Source organism: Nereida sp. NH-UV-3, assembly GCF_042939535.1.
GTDB lineage: Bacteria > Pseudomonadota > Alphaproteobacteria > Rhodobacterales > Rhodobacteraceae > Nereida > Nereida ignava.
In genome coordinates, this window is record NZ_CP132157.1 from 475,184 (window position 1) to 499,001 (window position 23,818).

A 23,818-nucleotide genomic window follows, 5' to 3' on the forward strand; every position below is an offset into this window, starting at 1 on the left:
TTATGGCTATTCTTGCACAGGCACCGCGCCCGAAACTGATGACATTCACAGCACCCTGCACGGCCGCACTAGCTGCTGCGATTGCGTTTGTTGTCGGTAATGCATTTGGCACCCCCTTGGTGGGACTGGCCATAGGCGCTGTCTTTGGGTTTATCTTAGCAGCACTGCTTGGACAGTTCGCTGTCCCGCGCACAATGGGCAGATCAGCCACCATCGCATTTGTCGCCGTCGCTGGTTTCAGCGTTGGCGCACTTGGCGGTGCGGTTGCGGGCGCATTACTCGGAGCGGTCATCAGTTGGTTTTTCTACTGGCTACACACTGGTGCCTATCGCCGGTCCGTGCCCGTTTACTACACCGCTGCGCAAACGCTGTGGTACAACACATTCCTGTTCATCTGCGGGTTGGTGTTTTTCTTTCTGATCGCCCCGCTGCTGCCAGTTATTTGGCTGTCGTTTAATGCGCAGGACTTTTTCACGTTTACGCCTGAAATGCTGTCGTTTGATCCTGCTGGCTACTCGCTCAAACACTACCGCGATTTCCTTGGGACCGATGAATGGATGGTGCCGCTTAAGAACTCGCTTATCATCGCGCCCATTGCGACATTGATCTCTGTCACGCTTGGCACTCTGGCGGCCATCGGTTTATCACAGTCACATGTGCCCTTCCGCCAAGCGATCATGGCGATCATGATCTCGCCGATGATTGTGCCGTTGATCATTTCTGCAACTGGCATGTTCTTTTTCTACGCCCCCCTCGGGAACTGGTTGGAAGCGAACCTCGGCCTTAATCAATCGTTTGTGGGTTACGTCAAAGTCATCTTGGCACACTCAGTTCTGGGTGTTCCGTTCGTCATCATCACCGTGACTGCCACGCTTGTGGGCTTTGACAACTCCCTGACGCGCGCGGCCGCAAACATGGGCGCAAACCCAGTGACCACCTTTTTCCGCGTTCAGATGCCGCTTATATTGCCCGGTGTCATTTCAGGTGGGCTGTTTGCCTTTATCACGTCGTTTGACGAGGTCGTCGTGGTGCTTTTCGTAGGCTCCGCACAACAACAAACACTGCCATGGCAAATGTTTACGGGCCTTCGTGAACAAATCAGCCCAACCATCCTAGCCGCAGCAACGATCCTTGTGACGTTCTCGATTTTGTTGCTGACCACTGTGGAATTGCTGCGCCGCCGCTCGGAACGCTTGCGCGGGTTGTCCCCCAGCTAAGAGATCGGCCACAATTTAAAGATCATCAAAAGAGGGGCAATAGGTCCCTCTTTTTTTGGCGGCAACCTGCAGCCCGTGACCAGCGTTTCAGATCAGTTGCCCAACGAAACCCCCGCTGCTACGACTTGGTTCAGACACATCAGGAGCGCGCGCGATGAGCGACTATGACGTTGGAATTGTGGGGGCGGGAATTGTCGGTGTCAGCACCGCACTTTGGTCCCAATTGCGCGGGCACAAAACTGTTCTGATCGATCCCAATCAACCCGGTTCAGGGGCAAGTTTTGGCAACGCCTGTACCCTTGCAACCTACGCCTGCATGCCCGTTAATGACCCTTCGGTTTTTAAAAACCTGCCTGCGCTTTTGTTCAGCCCAAACAGCCCGCTTTCTATTTCCTACGCCCATGCGCTGCGAAACCCGAAATGGATGCTGTCGTTTCTCGCCAATTGTACTGACAAGCGATCCAGTGAAATCGCTCAGCATTTGGCTGAACTTTTGGCCCATGCGGACGCAGGGCTTAACCCGCTTATTGCGGAAGCAGGCGCAGAAGATCTGGTCGTCAACTCTGGTCAGCTGTCGATATGGTCCACGAACAAGGCCGCGGATGAGGCCAGCGCGTCCCTGACAAAACGGCAAGCATTTGGTGTGACCCTTGAGGACCTATCCGAGGCAGAGGCCCGCACTCTTGAGCCGAACCTTGCGTTGCCCATCACGCGTGCTGTTTTCTACCCTACAGCGCGGCGCATTCACGACCCTCAAGAATTGATCCGCCGAATGCATGCGCGTTTCACATCGCTGGGTGGGCAAACAGTTGCCCAGAAACTCATCCGCTCCAACGCTGGCCCAAAAAGTGTTGTGTTGGATTTAGAAAATGGCGGCGTAGAAGTGGGCAGGCTCGTGGTGGCCGCAGGTGCACTGTCAAACGAGATTGAAGGCACTGACACCAAACACCTGCCTTTGGGTACTGAGCGCGGCTATCACTTGATCTACGGGACTGAAGGAAATCGCGTTAGCCGCCCTGTCGGTTGGGCCGAGGGCGGCTTTTACGCCAGTCCCATGGCCCAAGGTCTGCGGATTGCAGGAACTGTCGAAATCACAGGTAAACACAGAACTGCCAGCACAAACCGGACTGCCTATCTACGCCGCCGCGTGGGCGAGATGTTCCACGATCTTCCGGCCCCAGAAAGTGAATGGATGGGGCTACGCCCGACAATGCCAGACGCCCTGCCCGTTATCGGCCAAAGTGCTGCATCTGAGCGGATCATTCACGCGTTCGGGCACCAACACCTTGGCTTGACACTTGGCGGCATCACCGGCCGGATTGTTGCGGATTTAATCGAAGGTCGGCAACCAAATATCGACATTTCACCCTTTAGGCCAAACCGCAGCTTTATTTCCAATAGGCCCGCTTAGACGCACCGCGCCCGATACCGGAGACCCGAATATGACCACAGATACATATATCTCGATCGACACGCTGCGCGAGCAGGTATACGCGGCTTTCGCCAAAAGCGGTGTACGGCCAGAAACAGCCCGAAGCGTGACGGGCGTAATTGTGGCCGGTGAGCGGGACAACTGTAAGTCTCATGGCATCTACCGGATTGAGGGGTGCTTGCGGTCAGTTGCTTCAGGTAAGGCCAACCCCACGGCCGTGCCTGTTTTGAAAAACAGTGGCAAAGCAATCATCGAAGTGGATGCAGCGGGCGGCTTTTCCTGCCCTGCCTATGACACTGGCCGCGCCACACTGATTGAACGAGCTAAAGAGCTTGGTATGGCCAGTTTGGTAATCCGCGACGCCCTGCACTTTTCGGCGCTTTGGTATGAAGTAGAAGACCTTGCACGAGCTGGCCTTGCGGTCATTTCTATGTGTCCAAGCTATGCCTTTGTGGCACCCTCTGGGGGGACCACGCCGCTCTTTGGAACCAATCCATTTGCGTTTGGCTACCCCCGCAAAGGTGCTCATCCTTACGTGTTCGATTTCGCAACAAGCGTTGCCGCAAGAGGGGACATGGAAATGCGCCGTATCGCCGGAGAACCTATTCCGGAAGGATGGGCAATTGCCCCTGACGGCACCCCCACAACTGACGCCGCCGAAGGACTGGCAGGCGCCATGCTGCCATTTGGCGCGCACAAAGGCTCTGCGATCTCATCGATGATCGAACTTATGGCAGGGGCGATGTTGGGCGAATTCATGAGTAAAGAGGCACTTGATTTTGCTGAAGGCGGCCCGCTGCCCCGCCACGGTGCGCTTATCATTGCTTTTGATCCGGCTAGGTTTGCCCACAGCAGTGGGCGCGATCCGGTGGCAGAGGGCGAGGTGCTGATCAACGCAATGACAGACCAAGGCGCGAGACTGCCTTCCGAGCGACGCTACGCGGCACGCAAAATGGCCGAAACACACGGCGTATTGCTGAGTAAGACGGAGATTACTCGGCTTGAAGCTTTTGCCGCACGTGGGCTTGGTGCGTTAGATGGTTAATTGGTTATAGCGCCCGCGGGCAGGCGAGTAATAGTACAGGCCAAGATTTCCCTCTACGCCGATCTTTTAATCAGCGCGCTCAATACCAGCATCAATGGAAAGATTCACTAGACTTGCGCGGTAATAGGATGCCTGCAGCGGCCTCAACCGCTGCAGATCAAGCGCGTAAGGAGCGTTATGAGAGCGGAATCTCTGTAATTATCGGCGATGGCATAACATCAGCAGCAGTATCAACCACACCAGCACCTAAACCGAATTCGACCTGTCCACTACCAAAGCCCACATCAAGGCCGATGTAGTTGCTACTACCTAGGTAAGCGACACCAACCGTTGGCCGCACGCGGTTCTCACCAAAACGTAGTCCAGACCTAGGCTACCAGCCACTTTGTCTTCTTCGTTATCAGTAAATCCACGTACACCGAGGCTGGTTACGACACCATTACCACCGAACGAAAAGTAAAGTCCAAAACCGATACTCGGATCGGAAAACGCTGGGGTCGCAAATCCGATAGTTGCTACTGCTGCAAGTGTTGTCGATTTAGTCGTGAAACCATTCCTCGTTTTACTCGTTACAATCGTTAACATCCCATGAATTAATCCAAATTAGCGATCGAAAACCCCGTTCAGGAAAAAAAGCGAGATTTCGCAAAATCTCGCTACGCTCACAAAACAAAGTCGGCGCCTTGATACGGGTCATTACGTCAGATTTTGTTCCAACTCGCTCAATCAAGTTGGACAAAACGCCGAATAGTCCAATAAAAACAATGATTTTTTTAAGAGTGGCGGTCCTTAGAGGATTCGAACCTCTGGCCTCTGCCTTCGGAGGGCAGCGCTCTATCCAGCTGAGCTAAAGGACCTTTTGAAACTCTATACCTGTGCGCAGCTTTCCTCGCAACGCCGATATTGATCAAACTGCGGCTTTACACAGGATCAGGCAAATAAATCGTGACAAAGCTCAAGTGCATCAACAAGCGCATCGACCTCAGCCTCGGTATTGTAGAGACCAAAAGATGCACGACAGGTCGCCGGAACGCCCATGTGCTCCATCAATGGTTGCGCGCAGTGATGCCCCGCACGTACGGCCACGCCCTTTTTATCAAGCACAGTCGAAATATCGTGCGCGTGGGCAGCGCCATCAATTGTGAAACTGAAAATAGCAGCCTTATCAGGGGTTTGCCCTTGAATATTTAACCAATTCAGCCCCTTCAGCTTGGCCCACGTATAGTCGCGCAGCTTTTCTTCATGGGCCGCGATATTTTCCATACCGAGCTCCATTATATAATCCAACGCCACACCAAAGCCGATCGTCTGAACGATGCCAGGAGTGCCCGCTTCAAATTTCATCGGGGGCGCGTTCCATGTCACACTATCGCGGTGAACCTCGCGGATCATGTCGCCACCACCAATAAACGGCCGCATCTCTTTCATCCGATCCATCTTGATGTAATTCGCACCAGACCCTGACGGACCATAAAGCTTGTGCCCCGTCACACAGTAAAAATCACAGTCAATATCGGCCACATCGACGGGCCCATGCACAGCCGCTTGACTACCATCTACCAGCACTGCAGCGCCTTTTGCGTGCGCAGCCTCGGTGATAGATTTCACATCAACTTTGGTGCCTAGAACATTGGAAAGATGGGATATTGCGACAAGCTTAGTTTTTGGGCCAATCGCATCGATCACCGCTTGGGGATCAAGGGCGCCGTTGGCGTCAACATCGACCCACTTTAGAACAACACCCTGACGTTCGCGCAAGAAATGCCACGGCACAATATTGGCATGGTGCTCCATCACACTCAAAACAATTTCGTCACCCGCTTCCATACGCGGCATCGCCCAGCCATACGCAACAAGGTTAATGCCTTCAGTCGTGCCACTGGTTAACACAATCTCGTCTTCTGATGGCGCGTTAAGAAACTTCGCTACTTTTCCCCGCACCGCTTCGTATTTGTCCGTTGCAAGATTCGACAGATAATGCAGCCCGCGGTGTACGTTGGCGTATTCTTCCGCATAGCCTTTGGTCACAGCATCAATGACCACCTGCGGCTTTTGCGCAGAGGCCCCATTGTCGAGATAAACCAACGGTTTGCCATTCACTTCACGCGACAGGATCGGGAAATCTTTGCGCACTTCAGCTACATTATACATCTCGGGGTCTCTCCTTTTACCGGCGGCTTACGCGCCAGTGGCGAATAGGGTTAATAGAAGGCTGAAGCCAAGGGCCAGCGCAACAAGTACTAAGATCAGCAATTTTGTCGCTTTCCACATTGAGCCAAGTTCATGCACGATGTCGATGAAGCCCACCATGACATAGATCAGATAGGCACCCACCCCCATAAACAGAACAGCGCCCAACTGAGGGGCAAATACCGCCGACAAAACGACCGTCAGTTGGAAAGGTATTGAGTAAATTTGCAGCCATGACAGCACGACCGCAACGTCCTTAAAGCCGCCGCGCCCGTCTAAAATACGCCCGCCAAAGTAGATCGCACAAATCAGCACCATCAACTGGCCGAACTGACGCACTGCAAGTAACCAAGGTTCTGGGCGTGCTATTTCCTCCATCCCGCTTGGAAGCTGTTGTGGGGCCACAAACTGAATGATCAAAGCCAAAAGCGTGGACAAGATCGATACCAGCAACACGATCGGCATGGCAGCCTCACGCGGAATTGGCAAAGAAAGGGCTGCAAAGGCTCCCTCTTTCGGGTCACGCAATGTCACACGAAAGAGCGTGGCGATATCGGGAAAGCCGCTCATGATGGAACCTGAAAGGTTGCGCGCAGCGAACCAATGAAAAACCACAAAAACATAGCCAGCCACAGAACGCCAACTGACACAAGCGCCTGCCCTTCGCCCACAAAACCAGCGGTGAGGCCGTTCAAAAGCGCGAGGGGGGTTGCTGCAAAGAAGCTCCAGAACACCGCGAGCCGTGTGGTGAAAAATGTCCCCAACTTCGTAAATGGGCGTGTCACCACGTGGATCAAACCGGCGAAAATATAGAATAGCAGCGGCCAAAACAGCATCCAGCTGACAAACTCATAGGTCAACATTTGCGTAAGGTCGCCGCCCTGCTCAAACTGCTCACGCGCAAGACGCGGCAGACTTGAGACGAACATCAGCAAACACCCCGCCATCAAAATGGCGAGGGCCCGATCCTCACGTTGACCAGCCGTCAGCAAGCGTCGCATTACCTTTCCAGGCCCACGGTACGTCGCCACAATATCAGAGCTAACCGACACCTTAGCCGCGACGACGCATCAGCCACGCTTCGAGACGGGCCAAGATGTCTTCCGAGATTTCGTCACTCTCGATCTCTTCGATTGCTTCTGCCAAAAATGATAGCACCAAAAGATCTTCAGCTGTGCCCTTCTCTACGCCGCGCGAGCGCAGATAAAACAAGGCTTCTTCGTTGATGGCACCTGATGTCGATCCATGCGAGCAAGCAACATCATCGGCGTAAATTTCAAGCTCTGGCTTGGCCAGGAACTGGCTGTCATCATCAAGCAAAAGAGATTGGCTAATCTGATAGCCATCTGTTTTTTGCGCATCAGGCTGAACCAGAATTTTACCTTGGAAAACGCCGACCGCGCCGTTCCGCAGCACTTTCTTGAACACCTGACGGCTTTCACAGTTGACCGCGTCGTGGGTGATGAAAACCGTATCATCGTGGTGAAACGCACCGTCGCCCATGCACGCGCCAGCAACAGATGCCTGTGCATCGTCACCAGTCAGCTCAAGCACAACTTCGTTGCGGGTCAGCACACCGTTGGCGGTCATGGTGAAGGATTTAAAGACAGACTCTTTGCCCAAGCGGCCAAAGATATGCGTCACCGCACGGCGCTCATGATCACGTCCTTGCGCGCGGATGTGGTGAAACACGCCAGTGTCAGCAATATCGACTTCCATGCATTTGTTAAAACGCGCAGCAGCTGGACCGTTTTCAAGCACAGTGACTTCCGCACCTGCATCAACCTTAATCACGTGGTGCAGGGTCGCGTCGCTTGTTGCATCGGCATGACGGTAAATCAGGCTGATCGGTTTGCTTGGCGTGCCAGTCACGTGGATCAAAACGCCGTCAGTTGCCATGGCCGAGTTCAAGGCCGCAAGCGGACGCTCAACTGGCGACTGACCTTTTGCTTCCAAAACACCATATAGGTCTTTTGCCCAATGGATATCCGCAGCACCCGCATCAGCAAGCCGCTCAATCGTAACACCCTCAAGCGCCATGTCGTCAGAGGCATCCGCATCAAAAACACCATCGACGAACACCAACATTAGCCGGTCGATACTGTCATAAAGGGGCGCTTCGTCCGCTGCGTCAAATACGTCTGCGCTTTGGGCTACCGCTTCGGTCAACGTGCTTGGGTCAGTGTATTTCCAATACTCATCACGCTTGGTCGGCAGCCCCATTGCACGGAGCCGCGCCAAGGCGTCATCACGCGCCGCGGCAAGCCATGCACCGCTTTGCGGCACTGGCTGCGCAGCAAGGCGCGCATCAGTCAGGTTTGTTTTAATGTCAGGCAATCCCATCTCAGGCCACCTCTTCAGCCAAGATATCGGCGTAGCCGTTTTGCTCAACTTCAAGCGCCAGCTCTGGGCCACCTGTTTTCACAATTCGACCGTTTGCCATGATATGCACAACGTCAGGTTTGATGTGATCGAGCAGGCGTTGGTAGTGCGTAATCACCAAGAACGTGCGCCCTGCGTCACGCAGCGCATTCACGCCTTCCGACACAAGTTTCATCGCATCAACGTCAAGACCAGAGTCAGTCTCATCAAGGATGCACATCTTTGGCTCGAGCATTGCCATTTGCAAAATCTCGTTGCGCTTTTTCTCACCACCAGAAAAGCCCACATTAACAGGACGCTTCAGCATCTCTGCGTCAATTTTGAGCGTTTTGGCTTTCTCGCGCACAACCTTCAGGAAATCACCTGCAGAAAGTTCTTCCTCACCGCGTGCTTTGCGCTGTGCGTTCACCGCTGTGCGCAGAAACGTCATGTTCCCAACACCTGGAATTTCCACAGGGTATTGAAACGCCAAAAACAGACCAGCCGCGGCACGCTCTTCGGGTTCCATATCGAGCACATCTTCGTCCTGCAAATGCGCTGAACCGTCCGTGACCTCGTAACCGTCCTTGCCAGAAAGCACATACGACAGTGTCGATTTACCAGACCCGTTTGGCCCCATAATCGCGTGCACTTTGCCCGCTTCCAAAGACAGATCAACGCCTTTTAGGATTTGCTTGTCTTCGTCTTCCAGTTTTACGTGCAGGTTCTTGATCTCTAGCATCGGTAGTGTCCTTCGTATGCGGCTGACCGGTTCAGTTAAAGCAAACTCAATTTTTTACTTTAACTGCGAACCGTAAGCCTTTGTATTCATGTGTTTAGCAGATCGATGTCTACCAAATTAATTCAGAGCAAAGTGCAGGTTATCCAACCGACCCTTCAAGTGAAATGGCAACAAGCGCCTGTGCTTCCATCGCAAATTCCATGGGCAGCGCCTGAAGCACTTCCTTACAGAAACCATTCACGACCAGTGCAACCGCCTCTTCCTCGTCCATACCGCGCTGGCGGCAGTAAAAGAGCTGCTCATCATCGACTTTTGATGTAGTCGCTTCGTGCTCAACACGGCTCGAGTTGTTCTTCACCTCGATATAGGGCACCGTGTGAGCACCGCATTTATCGCCGATCAGTAGGCTGTCACATTGGGTATAGTTGCGCGAATTCTTCGCTTTGGGGTGCATTGAAACCAAACCACGATACGTATTCTGCGCTTTGCCCGCGCTGATCCCTTTCGACACGATCCGTGACTTTGTGTTCTTGCCCAAGTGCACCATCTTTGTACCGGTGTCGGCCTGCTGCATATTGTTGGCAATCGCAATTGAGTAGAACTCACCTTGCGTATCGTTGCCGCGCAAGATGCAGCTTGGGTATTTCCAAGTCACCGCAGAGCCAGTCTCGACCTGCGTCCACATCACTTTTGCACGGTCGCCACGACAATCGGCGCGCTTGGTCACAAAGTTGTAGATGCCGCCTTTGCCGTCTTCATCACCGGGGTACCAGTTCTGAACGGTCGAGTATTTTACTTCCGCGTCTTCTTCGATGACGATCTCAACAACGGCAGCGTGCAACTGCGCTGTGTCACGTTGTGGCGCCGTGCACCCTTCCAAGTAAGATACGTATGAGCCTTTGTCGGCGATGATCAGTGTGCGCTCAAACTGCCCTGTGTTTTCGGCATTGATCCGGAAATAAGTGCTAAGCTCCATCGGGCAACGCACACCTGGCGGCACGTAAACAAACGACCCATCCGAGAACACTGCAGAATTCAGCGTCGCGTAGTAGTTGTCACTGACCGGCACGACAGAACCGAGGTACTTCTTAACCAACTCGGGGTGCTCACGAATGGCCTCCGAAATGGAGCAAAAAATCACACCAGCTTTGGCAAGCTCATCCTTAAATGTTGTGCCAACAGAAACACTGTCAAACACCGCATCCACGGCCACTTTACGCTCTTCTTCCGGCGCTTCTACACCAGCGAGCAACGCCTGTTCCTTCAGCGGAATTCCCAGTTTTTCGTATGTCGCCAACAGCTTGGGATCGACCTCATCAAGTGACTTGGGCTTTTCCACCATGCTTTTCGGACGCGCATAATAGTACTGGTCCTGAAAATCGATTTTGGGATAGCTCACCATCGCCCACTCTGGCTCGGTCATCTTTTCCCACCGCTCAAAGGCCTGCAGACGCCACTCGGTCATCCACTCGGGCTCTTCGTTCTTTTCAGAGATCAGCTTTACGATATCGGTGTTTACGCCCTTGGGCGCGTATTCCATCTCGATATCCGTGTTCCAGCCGTATTTATACGTCCCCGACAGCTCTTTGACTGCATCCACAGTTTCCTGATCGACGCCGTCTTTGACTTCCACATCCAAGCTCATCTCGATTTCCCTTCCTATGGCCCCGTTTGGCACTCTGTTTTTCAGCGCGCCCCGGCGGGGCTTTCGTCGTTCATGCGGCGCGTGCGCGCCACTTTTGTTCTGCTTTCAACCATGCCTGCACAAACCGCAGCACCTGATCTTCCGTTGTCTCCGGCCCGAGCGACACACGGATCGCTGAGCTTGCCTCGGTCTCTGAGTAGCCCATCGCCTGCAACACACCGCTGGCGCGGACCTTACCACTGCTGCACGCACTACCGGCAGAAACCGCAAACCCAGCAAGATCCATCGCCATGACTTGCGTCTCACCCTTCCAACCGGACGTAATGAAGCAACTCGTATTCGGCAGCCGTTCAAGACCTTTCCCGACACAAATAGTCTGGTTAGCACCGGACGCAAGGGAGTTTTCTAGAATAATTCTAAGTTCTGCGATCCGCTCCCAAACACCGTCAGCCAAATCACGCACTGCTGCCTCGGCCGCAGCCCCGAAACCAGCGATCCCGATTACGTTTTCGGTACCAGACCGCCGCCCCATTTCTTGGCCGCCGCCCTTAATTTGCGCCTGCAGATCAGTTCCTTGCGGAAACACCACTGCGCCTACGCCTTTGGGACCACCAAGTTTGTGACCGGATACCAGCCCCATTCGGATGCCCGTCCAGTCAAAGGCAAGCGGCAGCTTCCCGAACCCTTGGGTCAAATCGCTCACCGCAAGACCAGATGGCAATTTTTGGATCACACCAGTTTCAGAATTGGCAATCTGGACACATGATTGCCCTGCGTCAGACAACTGAACCTGCCCCTCTTTCAGGGGTAAATCCGGCGTGACCCAAGCCGCAACTGCGTCATGCTCAATCGGTGCTGCGTGCAAATCCCGCCCTGCAAGCGCAAGTGCTGCGCTTTCTGTGGCAGACGACGTAAAGACAATATCGCTGCCCGCTGCACCAAGTGCATCACTGATCTGCTGGCGGGCGCGCTCTACAATCGCTTTAGCTGCGCGTCCCTCGCTATGAACACTCGATGGATTACCAACCGCATCCATCGCAGCAATCATCGCAGCGCGCGCTTCGGGACGCAAAGGGGCCGTGGCATTGTAATCAAGATATGTACGCGGACCAATCACAGCTTAGTCGTCCACAACTTCAAACAGGTTTGGCACCGCCGGACACGGCGCAAGCCCGTTGCCCACAACATCACTGAGCCGCGTTTGGTGCAAAAACACATAGACGTGCGCGCTCAGCCCCTCCCACAACCGATTGGTCATGCTCTGCGCGCGACTGCCAGACAACCCACCAGAGGCACCCGCACCTGTGTGTAGCGCGTTTACTGTTTCATCAACCGCCGCAAGAATATCCACCACACGAATTTCAGACGCCGCGCGCCCCAACCGGTAGCCCCCACCCGGCCCGCGCACGGAACTTACCAGTTCTGCGCGCCGCAACTTCACAAATAACTGCTCCAGATAAGGCATCGAGATATCCTGCCGCTTGGCAATTTCACCAAGAGACGTCAGCTGATCCGCCGGTTGTAGTGCCAAATCCGCCAGAGCAACCATCGCATAGCGCCCCTTAGTGCTTAATTTCATGGCAAAATATTCCCAATTGATTGACGATCTAACCGTTTGCGCATAGGTCGATAAGACCTGCTTGGCCTACGCCAGATCAGACACAACTTAGAACCGTTCTAAAGTTCTCAACCGGCGGCGTCAATACGCACCCCGCACTGAGTGAACCGCGAACAGATATCGTCCGAAGCGCACGCAGCCCCGCGGCGCAGCCACATTAAGGGACCCCTATGCCCGAAGTCATTTTCCCTGGCCCCGAAGGCCGCCTCGAAGGTCGTTACCACCCCCAGAAAGAAAAAGACGCGCCTATTGCTATCGTTCTTCATCCACACCCGCAATTCGGCGGCACGATGAACAACAAGGTCGTCTACAACTTACACTACGCATTTTATAACATGGGCTTCACGGTCTTGCGGTTTAACTTCCGCGGCGTAGGACGCAGCCAAGGTGAATATGACCAAGGGGTCGGCGAGCTGTCAGATGCGGCATCTGCACTGGATTACCTGCAGTCGATGAACAACAACTCCAAACACTGCTGGGTCGCTGGCTTTTCGTTTGGCGCGTGGATCGGCATGCAACTGTTGATGCGCCGCCCTGAAATCACTGGCTTCATCTCGGTCTCACCGCCCGCCAATATGTACGACTTCTCGTTCTTGGCGCCCTGCCCGTCATCTGGCCTGATCATCAATGGTTCAAACGACCGTGTCGCACCACCCGCCGACACCGTGAACCTCGTGAATAAGCTGCACGAACAAAAAGGCATCACCATCACTCATGATGAGGTTCCGGGCGCTGGTCACTTCTTTGAAGAAGACCACATGGATACACTGATCGATACAACGACCAGCTACGTCCAACGTCGTTTAACCGAAAACACACGCTAAACATCAGGCGCAGCTTTCAAAGGCTGTGCCTTTTCATGTATCGTTACCAGTATGATCTTTCCGCCCTAAGGAACCGCCCATGGACGATCTTCAAAAGATGGCTTCTGAGTTGGCAGCCGAGTGTATCGCCGTCCAAAAAGAAATTGGCGACGAACGGCTTTTTATTCAGGTCGCATCTGTGTTGGGCGCCTCCTCGCAAACTCTTGAGGAAGCCTTTCTGACCAACGTGCGTACGAAAATGGCAGCTGAAAAAGCCCGCGCGTTTCTTGTTGAAACTTTGCGCGCCCACCGCGCTTCCACGGATACCAACCCACACACATGACCGATACCGCCCACTGGCCAGTTCCTGCGCCGAACACGCCCCATGATCTTGATCAGCAATTGACGTTCCTGCGCGAAATTGACCGGCTGAAGCAGATAAACCGCAACAACCTTTTGACCACCAATGCGCGCCCTGAAAATACCGCCGAGCACAGTTGGCACGTAGCACTTCTTGCACTGGTCGCAGCCCCCTACTTCCCCAAACCGGTCGACGTTGACCGCGCGATCGCAATGCTGTTGATCCACGACATTGTTGAGATCGACGCAGGCGACCATCCAATTCATTTGCATCACGACAACGCCGCAATTGCCGCCAAAGAAGAAGCAGCTGCCACCCGCCTTTTCGGACTTTTGCCAGCCGCACAAGGCGCCGCACTTCATACACTGTGGCGCGAATTTGATGCTGGCACATCTGACACAGCGGTTTTTGCACGAAGTTGCGATCACCTGCATCCCGAACTGATGGTCATGACGGGCGCACGCGCCAGTGATGACCATATCCAAATCGGCGTTGATAACCTTGCAACGGGCCGCGCCGCGCGCCTCAAGCAAACTTGGCCAGCTGCGTATGATTTGCTGGATGCGTTGCACCACAACCAAACTGCAACAGGGCCACTGGCCGACATTACTGCATTCATCCATCAAACAGACGCGCTGAAACAAGTCCTACGCGCCACCCCCATTTTGAGCGACCCACGGCAGGAAAACTCGGGCGAGCACAGCTGGCATCTCGCCATGTTCGGGCTGATCTTGTCAGGTCACGCCACAGATCTTTCTGCAGATACGCAGGCCGCGACAATCATCAAGATGTTGCTTATCCATGATATTGTTGAAGTGGACGTTGGCGACACCCCCATCCACGGTAGCTTTGACGCCGCTGAAATCGAAAGCCAGGAACAAGCCGCCGCTACACGAATTTTTGGCCTTCTGCCTCACAAGGAAGGCGCTAAGCTGACTGCGCTATGGCAAGAATTTGAAGCCGCCGAAAGCCCCAACGCGATCTTCGCTAAATCCATTGACCGCGCACAGCCCGTCTTGGCCAATCTTGCACAACACGGTGGAACTTGGCCAACCTATCACGTCACGCGCGAACAGCTTGAGGCCCGTGTAGCTGCAAAAATCAAACGCGGCTTTCCCGCCCTTTGGAATGCGATAAAGCCTGAAATTGATCTATGGTTTGCCAATAATACTTAGCGCGAAGTTGCTTCACTCTTTATTAGTATACAATTGCATACTATGCTTTCGTTGGAAAAGTTTTTGCGCTAACCAAAGCCTGAAACACCCGTTGATTCACGAGCCAGCCAAATTGCAAAGGGCCCAATCATGACAAAAATTAAGGTAGAGAACCCCGTCGTTGAACTCGACGGCGATGAAATGACACGCATTATCTGGGACTTCATCAAGAAGAAGCTGATCCTGCCGTATCTCGATCTTGATCTGAAATACTACGATCTGGGCATGGAAGTACGTGACGAGACCAATGACCAAATCACCATTGATGCAGCAGAAGCCATCAAGAAATACGGCGTCGGCGTCAAATGCGCAACGATCACCCCAGATGAGCAACGTGTCGAGGAATTTGGCCTCAAAAAGATGTGGCGCTCGCCCAATGGGACGATCCGGAATATTCTGGGTGGCGTTGTGTTCCGCGCGCCGATCATTTGCTCAAATGTGCCCCGCCTTGTGCCGGGCTGGACGGACCCCATCGTGATTGGCCGCCACGCGTTTGGCGATCAGTACAAAGCAACAGACTTCCTGATGCCCGGCCCTGGCAAGCTGACCATGAAGTTTGTGGGCGAAGACGGCACAGTGATCGAAAAAGATGTCTACGACAGCCCCTCTGCGGGTGTGGCCATGGGCATGTATAACCTTGATGCCTCAATAATTGATTTTGCGCGGGCGTCGTTCAACTACGGGCTGAGCCTTGGATGGCCTGTGTATCTGTCGACTAAAAATACAATTCTGAAAGCCTATGACGGCCGCTTTAAGGACTTGTTCCAAGAAGTCTTTGACGCAGAGTTTGCCGAAAAATTCAAAGAGGCAGGCATCTGGTATGAGCACCGTTTGATCGACGACATGGTCGCTTCCGCGATGAAATGGTCAGGCAAGTTCGTGTGGGCCTGCAAAAACTACGACGGCGATGTACAATCTGACACAGTCGCTCAGGGTTTCGGCTCGCTCGGGTTGATGACGAGCCAATTGATGACGCCGGACGGCAAAATCGTTGAGGCAGAGGCCGCACACGGCACCGTCACGCGCCACTTCCGTCAGCACCAGAAAGGCGAAGCAACATCGACCAACTCGATCGCTTCTATCTATGCGTGGACAGGTGGTCTGAAGCACCGTGCGAAACTCGACAATAACGCGGAACTTATGAAGTTTGTTGAGACGCTCGAAAAAGTAATCGTGGACACGGTTGAATCCGGCTTCATGACCAAAGATTTGGCGCTGCTGGTTGGTCCGGATCAAAGCTGGCTGACCACAGAAGGGTTCTTGGAAAAGATCGACCAAAACCTCAACGCGGCCATGTAAATGCCTTCCCTCACCGTTGCCAATGTCATGCGCGGCGGTGGGGGCCCTCTTTTTGTTTTATAAATATCCAGACAGGTAGCCTTTCCCACTGGTTGACCCCTCGCCCAATCTCGCTATCACCATTGGCTAAAGTTCTTCGTAACGCGGTGAGGCGAGCATTTGATCCAACGGTTGTACAACTGGACTTTGTCCATGGCCGAGCACCCTCACGCGCTTTGGGTGCTCGCACTTGTGTCTTTCGTAGAAAGTTCGGTTTTTCCCATCCCTCCTGACATTTTGATGATCCCAATGATCCTTGCTGCCCCGTCACGAGCGTTTTTGATTGCAGGTGTTGCACTTGTCTCGTCGGTTTTGGGCGGCCTCTTAGGGTATGCGATCGGGGCACTGGCCTTTGACACCATCGGACAACCTATTTTGCAGGCCTTGGGCAAGACCGACAGCATGGAGGCCTTCAATGGCCGCTTTAATGACGTCGGGTTCTGGGCGGTTCTCATCGCGGGGATCACGCCCTTCCCCTACAAAGTCATCACGATCATGTCGGGCTGGACCGCGATGCCGTTGGGCACATTCATCGTCACATCGATTATCGCACGCGGACTGCGCTTTTTCATCGTCGCGGCACTGTTGTGGAAATTTGGCGCCCCTATCAAAACCTTCATCGAAAAGCGGCTACCGTTGATGTTCACACTCTTTGTCGTCGTTTTGATTGGCGGCGTTTATGGGGTGAAATTTCTATGAAGCGTCTTAGTTTGATCGCGGCGGGTGGTTCACTCGCGCTTATGCTTGCGGCCTATGGCTTTCAGCATTTTGGCGGGCTCGCACCTTGCAAAATGTGCCTGTGGCAACGCTGGCCCCATGCTGCCGCAATCGTGTTGGGCGGGTTGATGTTGATTGTTCCTGCACGCGTTATTGCATGGCTCGGTGCCCTTGCTGCCGCAACCACATCCGCGATTGGCTTTTATCATTCAGGCGTAGAGCAAAAGTGGTGGGAAGGCCCATCAAGTTGCACTGGTGGCGGTCTGTCAGGCTTGTCGGGCAACGCGTTGCTGGATCCCAACGCCGCTGGCAAAGTGGTGATGTGCGATGATATCGCATGGGCGTTCCTTGGGCTATCAATGCCTACTTGGAACGGCATCGTGAGCCTTGCACTTGCGCTGATTTGGGTGGCTGCAGCCCGCCGCTAAGACGCGAATTTCTCGTTCAGATAGGCCAACAAAGGCGCTTCTGTGATCTCTGATTCTGACGTGCCGCAAGCCTTTGCAATGACTTCTTTCGGTCGGTAAAGCCCACCATGACACTGCACATTGCGTCGCAGCCAACCGGTAGCTGCAGAGGTGTCTCCCTTGGCAAGCATATCATCCAGGCCCGTGACGTCTCGGCGCAGTGCTTCGTGCAGGCATCCGGCATAAACATTACCCAGCGAATAGGTCGCGAAATACCCAAACAGACCAACAGGCCAGTGCACATCTTGCAAAACCCCATTGCTTACACGGTCAGGGGCATAGCCGAAATCGGCCTCAAAACGGCTGTTCCACGCGTCCTCCAGATCAGCAACATCAAGCGCACCGGACATCAACTCACGCTCAAGATCGAAGCGAAGGGCCACATGCAGATTGTATTGCACCTCGTCGGCCTCGGTGCGGATGAACCCCGTGTTCAGCCGGTTCACAACGCGGAAAAACGTGTCCTCGTCGGCCACACCAAAATCACCAAACGCATCGCGCATTTGGCCAAAAAGCCAGCCCGTGAATGCACGGCTGCGCCCTAACTGGTTTTCATAGATGCGGCTCTGGCTTTCATGCACGCCCATCGACACACCCGCACCAAGGGGCGTCAACAAATAGGCGTCATCGATGTTTTGCTCGTAACACGCGTGGCCAACCTCGTGGATGGTCGAGTAGAAACAATTGAAAGGGTCATCCGCCGCCGTGCGGGTGGTGATACGCACATCCTGACCGCTACCAGATGAAAACGGGTGCACCGCTTTGTCGATACGTCCGCGGGACAGATCATAGCCAAAGACCTGCGCCAATTTTGACGACAACCCCAACTGGCGCGCCTCATCAAACGACCCCTTGAGCGCAGGCGGTTGCGCGCGCCCCATCACCTTATCACGCAGGGCAACCAAACCCGGACGAAGCGCATCAAACATCGCTGACAACTCTGCCGCCGTCATGCCCGGCTCGTAATCATCAAGCATGGCGTCATACACGTCTCCGCCATCTGCCAACGCAGCGCCCTCTTCGCGCTTCAGCGCCACAACTTTCGACAGTGTCGGCGCGAAGCCTGCAAAATCATCGGCTGCACGCGCCTCGGCCCACACACCTTGGGACAGCGATGTCACTTTGGCTATCTGTGCGGCAAGATCTGCTGGTACTTTCGTGGCCCGCGCATAACTTCTTTCTATATGGCGTAATTGCGCGGCTTGCTCCGGCGTTTCTGGCGTGGCGGCGTCAAGCCACTCTGCGATGCGCGGATCTGTGCCACGCGTGTGCAAAACCTTTGCCATTGCACCTTGTTCTTCCGCCCGCTGTGCCCCCGCACCTTTGGGCATCACTGTCTCTTGGTCCCAACCCAATCGCCCCGCGATTTGCCCAAGCGCTTGGGTTTCGCGGACAAATGCCATCAATTCCGTGTAAGACATCGCCACCTACCCTCTGACAGATTGTGCGAGCGGATAAATCGCCAAAAAGCGTGCCCGCAGCACCAATACCCACAACACAACCGCGCCGAACTGATGCACAATCGCCAATTCCCATGGCGATGAATTCATCACCGTCACAATTCCCAAAACCATTTGCACAGTCATCATCGCCAACACCAAGTTAAAAGCAAAACGTGTTTGCGTGTTCGGGGACCGGCGCGCCCGTAGCCAAATGAAAATACCAAAAGCAAAAAGGATGTAGCCGGTCATACGGTGCATAAACTGCACCAAACCATCATCTTCGAAAAAGTTCCGCCACAGTGGTTCAAGGGTGAATAAATCAGGGGGCAAAAAGCCACCAGCCATCAAAGGCCAATCGATATAATTGCGCCCGGCATCGATGCCCGCGACCAGTGCGCCCATCAATATCTGCAGACCCGTCAGAGCAATCAAAACAACCGCCAATTTCGCAAGTGCAGGTTCACCAAGGCGGCGCGCTTGGATCAACGCACCGTCACTGCGCGAAAGCTGCAAAACATACCACGCGATCACCCCAAGAATGACAAACGCCAACCCCAGATGCGTTGCCAATCTGTAGCTGGCCACATCCAGCATTCCGTTGTCCAAACCCGACGAAACCATCCACCAGCCAATCGCCCCTTGGCTTCCCCCAAGCGCGCCGAGCAAAGCCGCTTTGCCGGTCCAGCCCACGGGCATTTGACGCGTTGCAAGCAAGCCGAAGAAGCCAATCGCCCAGACCAGCCCCACGAAACGGCCTAACTGACGATGCCCCCATTCCCACCAATAGATCACTTTAAATTCGGACATACTCATGCCCTTGTTCTGAAGCTGATACTCGGGGATTTCTTGGTATTTCTCAAATTCTGACGCCCAATCGGCGGCATTCATCGGCGGGATTGCTCCGGTCACGGGACGCCATTCAGTGATGCTTAGCCCACTGTCGGTCAACCGCGTGAGACCACCAACAGCAATCATCATGACGACCAGCGCAAACAGAACAATCAGCCAGCCTTTCAGAAAACCGCGCGCACCGCGCCGCGCCGCGTCGATACCACCCGTGACAGGCGCATTGCTGCCCTTGTCGTTGCTTGAGACCTCTTCAAAGATGGCGCGTGATTTAGCCATAGCGGGCGATCCTTCTGATGCGATTATCTAGGCAGCAATATAGGCCCAATCGAGCGCGACAGCTAGCGGTCCGAGGTGTCTTTTGACCAGACAAGCTGTCGCAGCATTCCGTGCAGGGTTTGTACGTCCGCGCGGGTAAGCGCCATACGTGACCACATATTGCGCAGGTTCGTTTTCATGCTCTGCGCTTTGGCCTGCGGGAAAAAGAACCCAGCTGTGTCCAACCGTTGCTCAAAGTGATCCGCAAGCCGCTCAACTTCAATATGCGGCGCCCAATCGGTTTTGACCATTTCATGGGCCAGCGGTTCAACACGCGTGGTCTGGCGGCGCCACTCATACCCTGTCAGCAAGACACATTGCGCAAGGTTCAGACTGGGAAATTCAGGGTTAACAGGCACAGTAATAGTGGCATTGGCCCGCGCAATATCATCGTTTTCAAGCCCTGCAGCTTCGGGGCCAAACATCACGCCAACCTTAAGGCCCTGCGCGGTCTTTTCTGCGGCCACTTCCATTGCTGCTTCGGGGCTGTAGATCGGTTTGGTCAACCCCCTGTGGCGGGCGGTCGTCGCAAAGACGTAGTCACAATCACCCAAAGCATCCGCCAATGTGTCGAACACCTGCGCTCCGTCAAGTACGCGGCCTGCCCCCGATGCCATCGCCTTGGCCGCTGGATTGGGCCATCCATCACGCGGTGCAACAAGGCGCATCCTGTCGACACCAAAGTTCAGCATCGCACGGGCAGCCGCGCCGATGTTCTCGCCCATCTGGGGGCGCACCAACACAAAGGTCGGCGGTGCAAGCGGTGCGGGCGTATTTTGGGGGGTTTTGCTCATGACAATCTGTTACGAACCGCTTGGCGAAAGGGCAACCCCTTGATAGAGGTCCTCAAAATTGCGCACTCTAGGTTTGGGGCAGATATGACCAATACACCATCCACCGATGACATCGCTGACGCCATCGCGCCACAACTCTATCTGATCTCGCCACCGCAGATCGAACTAAGCACGTTTCCCGCGCTCTTGGGTCAAATGCTCGATGAGGTCGACGTGGCTTGTTTCCGCCTTGCCCTTGCCAGCAGCGACGACGACGCCATCGCACGCGCCGCTGATGCGTGCCGCGAGGTGTGTCACGCCCGCGACGTTGCAATCGTGATCGAGCACCATCTGCTGATGGTCGATAAGCTTGGCCTTGACGGGGTGCATCTGACAGATGGTGCGCGCACAATCCGCCATGCCCGCAAAGAGCTTGGCGATGATGCCATTGTGGGAAGTAATTGTGCGGCATCGCGGCATGACGGGCTGAACGCGGCCGAAGGCGGCGCGGATTACGTTTGCTTCGGCCCCTGCCGTGACACGGGACTGGGTGACGGGACATTAGCTGAGCCGGATCTGTTCCAGTGGTGGTCAGAAATGATCGAAGTCCCCTGCGTGGCAGAAGGTGGCCTTGATGCGGCTACGATCCGCGCATTGGCACCGATCTCGGATTTCTTTGCCGTTGGTGCAGAAGTGTGGGACGCCGAAAACCCGACAGAGGCGCTCAAAGCACTTCACGGGGCCATGATTTAAGACATCTCGGTAGCATCTAGGCCACCGCGTACAATTTCCTCGGCCGCCCGGGCAAGCTCTTTGCGGCTGGCGAAGTTTGAGACCTTCAACGGTGGATGATAAACCACATCTACGCCGCCCTGACGCACACCAGCCAATGTGCGCAGCAAATGCGGGGCAAAGTCCATGTCTCCCCACCATCCGTAAAACCGTGGCTCAGCACCATCAGGGGCGTGATAAATCAGCGTAACCGGCTGCACCCACATTTCGTCACGCAGAGGTTGTTCAAAGAAGGCTGCAAAAAGCGTTGGCTTGAAGGATAGAACACGCTTACCGTCGGTGCTTGTGCCTTCGGGAAAGAACAATAGCTTATGGCCCGCATGCAATCTGTCTTCGAATATCTGTTTTTGCAGGGCCGCTTCACGGGGATTACGGTTGATGAAAACAGTGCCAGTCGCCCGCGCCAACCAGCCAATACCGGGCCATTTCGCAACTTCAGATTTGGCGACAAAGTAGATGCGCTTGCTAGCGTTAAGGGCAAAAATATCGAGCCAGCTTACGTGATTTGCCACGATGGCACCGAACTGCGGCATCACCGTGCCAAAGACACGCCTGCGCATGCCAATAATCCGAAACGCCGTTTGGCAAACAAATTGCGTGATGAATGGCGTCCAAGGACGGCGCAGACCGAACAACGGTTTTTCAACAAGACGCACCAAAAGCAAAACGGCCAGACAGCCGAACGTAACAAGCGCCAGTACCGAGCCGCGCCATACAAGACGGATCAGGCCTTGCACGCCAAGTGGTGCCTCAATGGGATATTCCCCCTCGTTCCAAGTGGTCATCGTGGAGCCCTTTGATAAAGTGCGGCTTGTTTTTGATTGATGCGCGCCATGTCCAAAACCATGCACACGTCGACCGTGTTGAATGCGTGATCGACCCAAGCGCCCTGCCCGACCATGCCGCCCATACGCAGATACGCTTTGATTAGCTGCGGCGTTTCAAGAAGCGCACGGCGCGCATCTGTCTGTTCCTCAGCCAACTGATCCATCGCAACTGCCGCCTCTCCCGTCGCGGTTACACGCAACTCAGGTGGTGCCAAAAACCTGTGGTGCAAATGGCTCAACGGGTGTGCAAGGGCGTCCACGTCCGTGCCGTGAAAGCTGGCAACACCAAACAGAATATCAACGTCATTTTTTGCGATATAGCCTGACAGACCTTGCCATAAATGCATCAGTGCAGCACCACCACGGTAGGATTTATGCACGCACGAGCGGCCAAGCTCTAACAACCGGCGACCGCTGGCTTTCAGAGGTCCAAGATCGAATTCATCCTCGGAATAGTAGCGGCTAATTTTGGGCATCGCGTCGCTGGATAGTAGCCGGTAGACCCCCACACAGGTCTCTGCATCAAAGAGCATAAGGTGCTCAAAGAACGGGTCATATTGGTCCTTCTCAAGCCGCGCATCATGGTCAACCATGGGGCCATTGCCGCCAAGTTCCGCGACGAATACCTCATAACGCAAAGCTTGTGCCGCACGGATGTCATCCGCAGACGCCGCCAATCTAACCGTAAATTTTGGTGAATGCCCCATCAAAGGGTTCCTTTCAGGCATAGCAAACCCGCGGTCCAATACCGTCATTACGTCTTATTTGCCTGACCTGCGCTTGGCAACGCGCATATATTAAGACATTATTAACGGGTAACGCGTAGCTAGAGGTCGAAAACCAACTCTAATTCGATTTGCGAGCCAACAATCACGACTTTTCCCTGCTCGCGGAAATTAACTGTAACTTTACCCGCAACGTTGGATTGCACCTGACCTATGCCCCAATCAGGCTGGTTCGGGTTTCTCACCAACTGCCCCGGCTCTAGTAATGTGTTTAGCTCAGACATCATCAGTCCTTATTTGACAGGCGCCACATGACCCAAGAAATTCAGAGCACTCCGCTAGACCTCAGCGCCCTTGTTGGCTCGCGTATTTGCCACGACCTTATCAGCCCTTTAGGCGCAATTGCCAATGGTGTTGAACTGATGGCGCTTACGGGTGCGGAACAAACACCCGAAATGCTTCTGATTGCCGAAAGCGTTGAGGCCGCAAACGCCCGTATCAAATTTTTCAGACTGGCATACGGCACTGCAGGCGCAGATCAACTTGTCCGTCAAAGCGAGTTGAACGCAATTTTCTCTGCGCTTTCCAGATCAGGGCGGATTACATTTGATTGGCGCGGCACAAACGATCCGCTTCGCCAGCGCACCCAGTTTGCGTTGCTAAGCGTTCAGTGTCTTGAAACCGCTCTACCATTCGGTGGAACCATCAACGTCTCACACCACGAAGGACAATTCACTGTGACGGGCCGTTCAGAACGCCTACGTCACGATCCAGCGTTGTGGGCAATGCTGACGGATGAGACCGCAGTTACCAAAGTCCGGCCGTCGGATGTGCATTTCTTTTTGACCGCACAAATGCGCGCAGAACATCAGATCGCGCTAGATATTGAAGTAAGCGACGCCGAAATCAAAATGACATTCTAGCAAAGCATAGTGCACAGGCGCA

General features: G+C 54.3%; 25 protein-coding genes and 1 tRNA gene. 11 read left to right on the forward strand and 15 right to left on the reverse strand.

The genetic code is table 11. The annotated features are described in order from the left end of the window. Positions 1 to 2 precede the first annotated feature (2 nt). The 3 genes from NeNHUV3_RS02280 to NeNHUV3_RS02290 all read left to right on the forward strand — a co-directional run bounded on the left by NeNHUV3_RS02280 (position 3) and on the right by NeNHUV3_RS02290 (position 3,694). Positions 3 to 1,217, forward strand: a complete 1,215-nt coding sequence (locus tag NeNHUV3_RS02280; protein ID WP_391482213.1) for an ABC transporter permease — start codon at positions 3 to 5, stop codon at positions 1,215 to 1,217. A gap of 154 nt (positions 1,218 to 1,371) precedes the next feature. Next, positions 1,372 to 2,628, forward strand: coding sequence for an NAD(P)/FAD-dependent oxidoreductase (locus tag NeNHUV3_RS02285; RefSeq protein ID WP_391482214.1), 1,257 nt, complete (start codon positions 1,372 to 1,374; stop codon positions 2,626 to 2,628). Between the two features lie 31 nt (positions 2,629 to 2,659). Beyond that, positions 2,660 to 3,694 carry an Ldh family oxidoreductase gene (locus tag NeNHUV3_RS02290; protein ID WP_391482216.1) on the forward strand — a complete coding sequence of 345 codons (1,035 nt, stop codon included), beginning with the start codon at positions 2,660 to 2,662 and terminating at the stop codon, positions 3,692 to 3,694. A gap of 780 nt (positions 3,695 to 4,474) precedes the next feature. Here NeNHUV3_RS02290 and NeNHUV3_RS02295 read toward each other — a convergent pair. The 9 genes from NeNHUV3_RS02295 to NeNHUV3_RS02335 form a co-directional block, all read right to left on the reverse strand. Beyond that, a tRNA-Arg gene (locus tag NeNHUV3_RS02295) sits at positions 4,475 to 4,551 on the reverse strand. 73 nt (positions 4,552 to 4,624) lie between these two features. Then, the gene (locus NeNHUV3_RS02300) at positions 4,625 to 5,845 is read right to left on the reverse strand and encodes a cysteine desulfurase (protein ID WP_391482218.1); all 1,221 of its coding nucleotides are present in this window, start codon (positions 5,843 to 5,845) and stop codon (positions 4,625 to 4,627) included. 27 nt (positions 5,846 to 5,872) lie between these two features. After that, positions 5,873 to 6,454 carry a YIP1 family protein gene (locus tag NeNHUV3_RS02305; RefSeq protein WP_341245691.1) on the reverse strand — a complete coding sequence of 194 codons (582 nt, stop codon included), beginning with the start codon at positions 6,452 to 6,454 and terminating at the stop codon, positions 5,873 to 5,875. Continuing rightward, positions 6,451 to 6,885, reverse strand: a complete 435-nt coding sequence (locus NeNHUV3_RS02310) for a hypothetical protein (RefSeq protein ID WP_391482220.1) — start codon at positions 6,883 to 6,885, stop codon at positions 6,451 to 6,453. The genes NeNHUV3_RS02305 and NeNHUV3_RS02310 overlap by 4 nt, the downstream gene beginning before the upstream one ends. A gap of 52 nt (positions 6,886 to 6,937) precedes the next feature. After that, positions 6,938 to 8,227, reverse strand: a complete 1,290-nt coding sequence (locus tag NeNHUV3_RS02315) for a SufD family Fe-S cluster assembly protein (RefSeq protein WP_391482222.1) — start codon at positions 8,225 to 8,227, stop codon at positions 6,938 to 6,940. 1 nt (position 8,228) lies between these two features. Next, positions 8,229 to 8,987, reverse strand: coding sequence for a Fe-S cluster assembly ATPase SufC (gene sufC, locus NeNHUV3_RS02320; protein WP_391482223.1), 759 nt, complete (start codon positions 8,985 to 8,987; stop codon positions 8,229 to 8,231). Positions 8,988 to 9,126: 139 nt separating this feature from the next. Continuing rightward, positions 9,127 to 10,632, reverse strand: a complete 1,506-nt coding sequence (sufB, locus tag NeNHUV3_RS02325) for a Fe-S cluster assembly protein SufB (RefSeq protein WP_048597663.1) — start codon at positions 10,630 to 10,632, stop codon at positions 9,127 to 9,129. A 70-nt stretch (positions 10,633 to 10,702) separates the two neighbouring features. Beyond that, positions 10,703 to 11,749, reverse strand: coding sequence for a cysteine desulfurase family protein (locus tag NeNHUV3_RS02330; RefSeq protein WP_391482225.1), 1,047 nt, complete (start codon positions 11,747 to 11,749; stop codon positions 10,703 to 10,705). A 3-nt stretch (positions 11,750 to 11,752) separates the two neighbouring features. Continuing rightward, positions 11,753 to 12,211, reverse strand: a complete 459-nt coding sequence (locus NeNHUV3_RS02335) for an Rrf2 family transcriptional regulator (RefSeq protein ID WP_048597665.1) — start codon at positions 12,209 to 12,211, stop codon at positions 11,753 to 11,755. A 209-nt stretch (positions 12,212 to 12,420) separates the two neighbouring features. Between NeNHUV3_RS02335 and NeNHUV3_RS02340 the strand changes: the two genes are divergently transcribed. The 6 genes from NeNHUV3_RS02340 (at position 12,421) to NeNHUV3_RS02365 (ending at position 17,111) form a co-directional block, all read left to right on the forward strand. After that, positions 12,421 to 13,074 carry an alpha/beta hydrolase gene (locus NeNHUV3_RS02340; RefSeq protein WP_048597666.1) on the forward strand — a complete coding sequence of 218 codons (654 nt, stop codon included), beginning with the start codon at positions 12,421 to 12,423 and terminating at the stop codon, positions 13,072 to 13,074. Positions 13,075 to 13,153: 79 nt separating this feature from the next. Then, on the forward strand, positions 13,154 to 13,396 hold the full coding sequence (locus NeNHUV3_RS02345) for a hypothetical protein (RefSeq protein WP_391482227.1): 243 nt from the start codon (positions 13,154 to 13,156) through the stop codon (positions 13,394 to 13,396). After that, positions 13,393 to 14,589, forward strand: coding sequence for an HD domain-containing protein (locus tag NeNHUV3_RS02350; protein WP_391482229.1), 1,197 nt, complete (start codon positions 13,393 to 13,395; stop codon positions 14,587 to 14,589). Before NeNHUV3_RS02345 ends, NeNHUV3_RS02350 begins: the two co-directional genes overlap by 4 nt. Positions 14,590 to 14,718: 129 nt before the next feature. Further along, positions 14,719 to 15,927, forward strand: coding sequence for an NADP-dependent isocitrate dehydrogenase (locus tag NeNHUV3_RS02355; RefSeq protein ID WP_391482230.1), 1,209 nt, complete (start codon positions 14,719 to 14,721; stop codon positions 15,925 to 15,927). A gap of 159 nt (positions 15,928 to 16,086) precedes the next feature. After that, entirely contained in the window at positions 16,087 to 16,665 is a 579-nt protein-coding gene (locus NeNHUV3_RS02360) for a YqaA family protein (protein WP_391482232.1), read from the forward strand. Continuing rightward, the gene (locus NeNHUV3_RS02365; protein ID WP_391482234.1) at positions 16,662 to 17,111 is read left to right on the forward strand and encodes a disulfide bond formation protein B; all 450 of its coding nucleotides are present in this window, start codon (positions 16,662 to 16,664) and stop codon (positions 17,109 to 17,111) included. The genes NeNHUV3_RS02360 and NeNHUV3_RS02365 overlap by 4 nt, the downstream gene beginning before the upstream one ends. On the opposite strand, the gene NeNHUV3_RS02370 is transcribed toward NeNHUV3_RS02365, so the two are convergent. From NeNHUV3_RS02370 to NeNHUV3_RS02380, 3 genes are all read right to left on the reverse strand, one after another. After that, positions 17,108 to 18,571 (reverse strand): carboxypeptidase M32, encoded by a 1,464-nt coding sequence (locus NeNHUV3_RS02370; RefSeq protein WP_391482236.1) that lies wholly within the window; start codon positions 18,569 to 18,571, stop codon positions 17,108 to 17,110. The genes NeNHUV3_RS02365 and NeNHUV3_RS02370 overlap by 4 nt on opposite strands. 6 nt (positions 18,572 to 18,577) lie before the next feature. Further along, a complete protein-coding gene (gene ctaA / locus NeNHUV3_RS02375) occupies positions 18,578 to 19,717 on the reverse strand; it encodes a heme A synthase (protein ID WP_391482237.1) in 1,140 nt (379 codons plus the stop codon). Between the two features lie 62 nt (positions 19,718 to 19,779). Beyond that, positions 19,780 to 20,550 carry an RNA methyltransferase gene (locus tag NeNHUV3_RS02380; protein ID WP_391482239.1) on the reverse strand — a complete coding sequence of 257 codons (771 nt, stop codon included), beginning with the start codon at positions 20,548 to 20,550 and terminating at the stop codon, positions 19,780 to 19,782. A gap of 84 nt (positions 20,551 to 20,634) precedes the next feature. Between NeNHUV3_RS02380 and NeNHUV3_RS02385 the strand changes: the two genes are divergently transcribed. Next, positions 20,635 to 21,282, forward strand: a complete 648-nt coding sequence (locus NeNHUV3_RS02385) for a thiamine phosphate synthase (protein ID WP_341245702.1) — start codon at positions 20,635 to 20,637, stop codon at positions 21,280 to 21,282. Here NeNHUV3_RS02385 and NeNHUV3_RS02390 read toward each other — a convergent pair. From NeNHUV3_RS02390 to NeNHUV3_RS02400, 3 genes are all read right to left on the reverse strand, one after another. Then, positions 21,279 to 22,106, reverse strand: coding sequence for a lysophospholipid acyltransferase family protein (locus tag NeNHUV3_RS02390; RefSeq protein WP_391482241.1), 828 nt, complete (start codon positions 22,104 to 22,106; stop codon positions 21,279 to 21,281). The two genes, NeNHUV3_RS02385 and NeNHUV3_RS02390, sit on opposite strands and share 4 nt — an antisense overlap. Continuing rightward, complete coding sequence (locus NeNHUV3_RS02395) at positions 22,103 to 22,855, reverse strand: GNAT family N-acetyltransferase (RefSeq protein ID WP_391482242.1); 753 nt, start codon at positions 22,853 to 22,855, stop codon at positions 22,103 to 22,105. Before NeNHUV3_RS02395 ends, NeNHUV3_RS02390 begins: the two co-directional genes overlap by 4 nt. 119 nt (positions 22,856 to 22,974) lie before the next feature. Next, positions 22,975 to 23,157 (reverse strand): DUF3553 domain-containing protein, encoded by a 183-nt coding sequence (locus NeNHUV3_RS02400; protein ID WP_048597676.1) that lies wholly within the window; start codon positions 23,155 to 23,157, stop codon positions 22,975 to 22,977. A gap of 27 nt (positions 23,158 to 23,184) precedes the next feature. Between NeNHUV3_RS02400 and NeNHUV3_RS02405 the strand changes: the two genes are divergently transcribed. Beyond that, positions 23,185 to 23,796 carry a histidine phosphotransferase family protein gene (locus tag NeNHUV3_RS02405; protein ID WP_391482243.1) on the forward strand — a complete coding sequence of 204 codons (612 nt, stop codon included), beginning with the start codon at positions 23,185 to 23,187 and terminating at the stop codon, positions 23,794 to 23,796. The last annotated feature ends 22 nt before the right edge of the window (positions 23,797 to 23,818 follow it).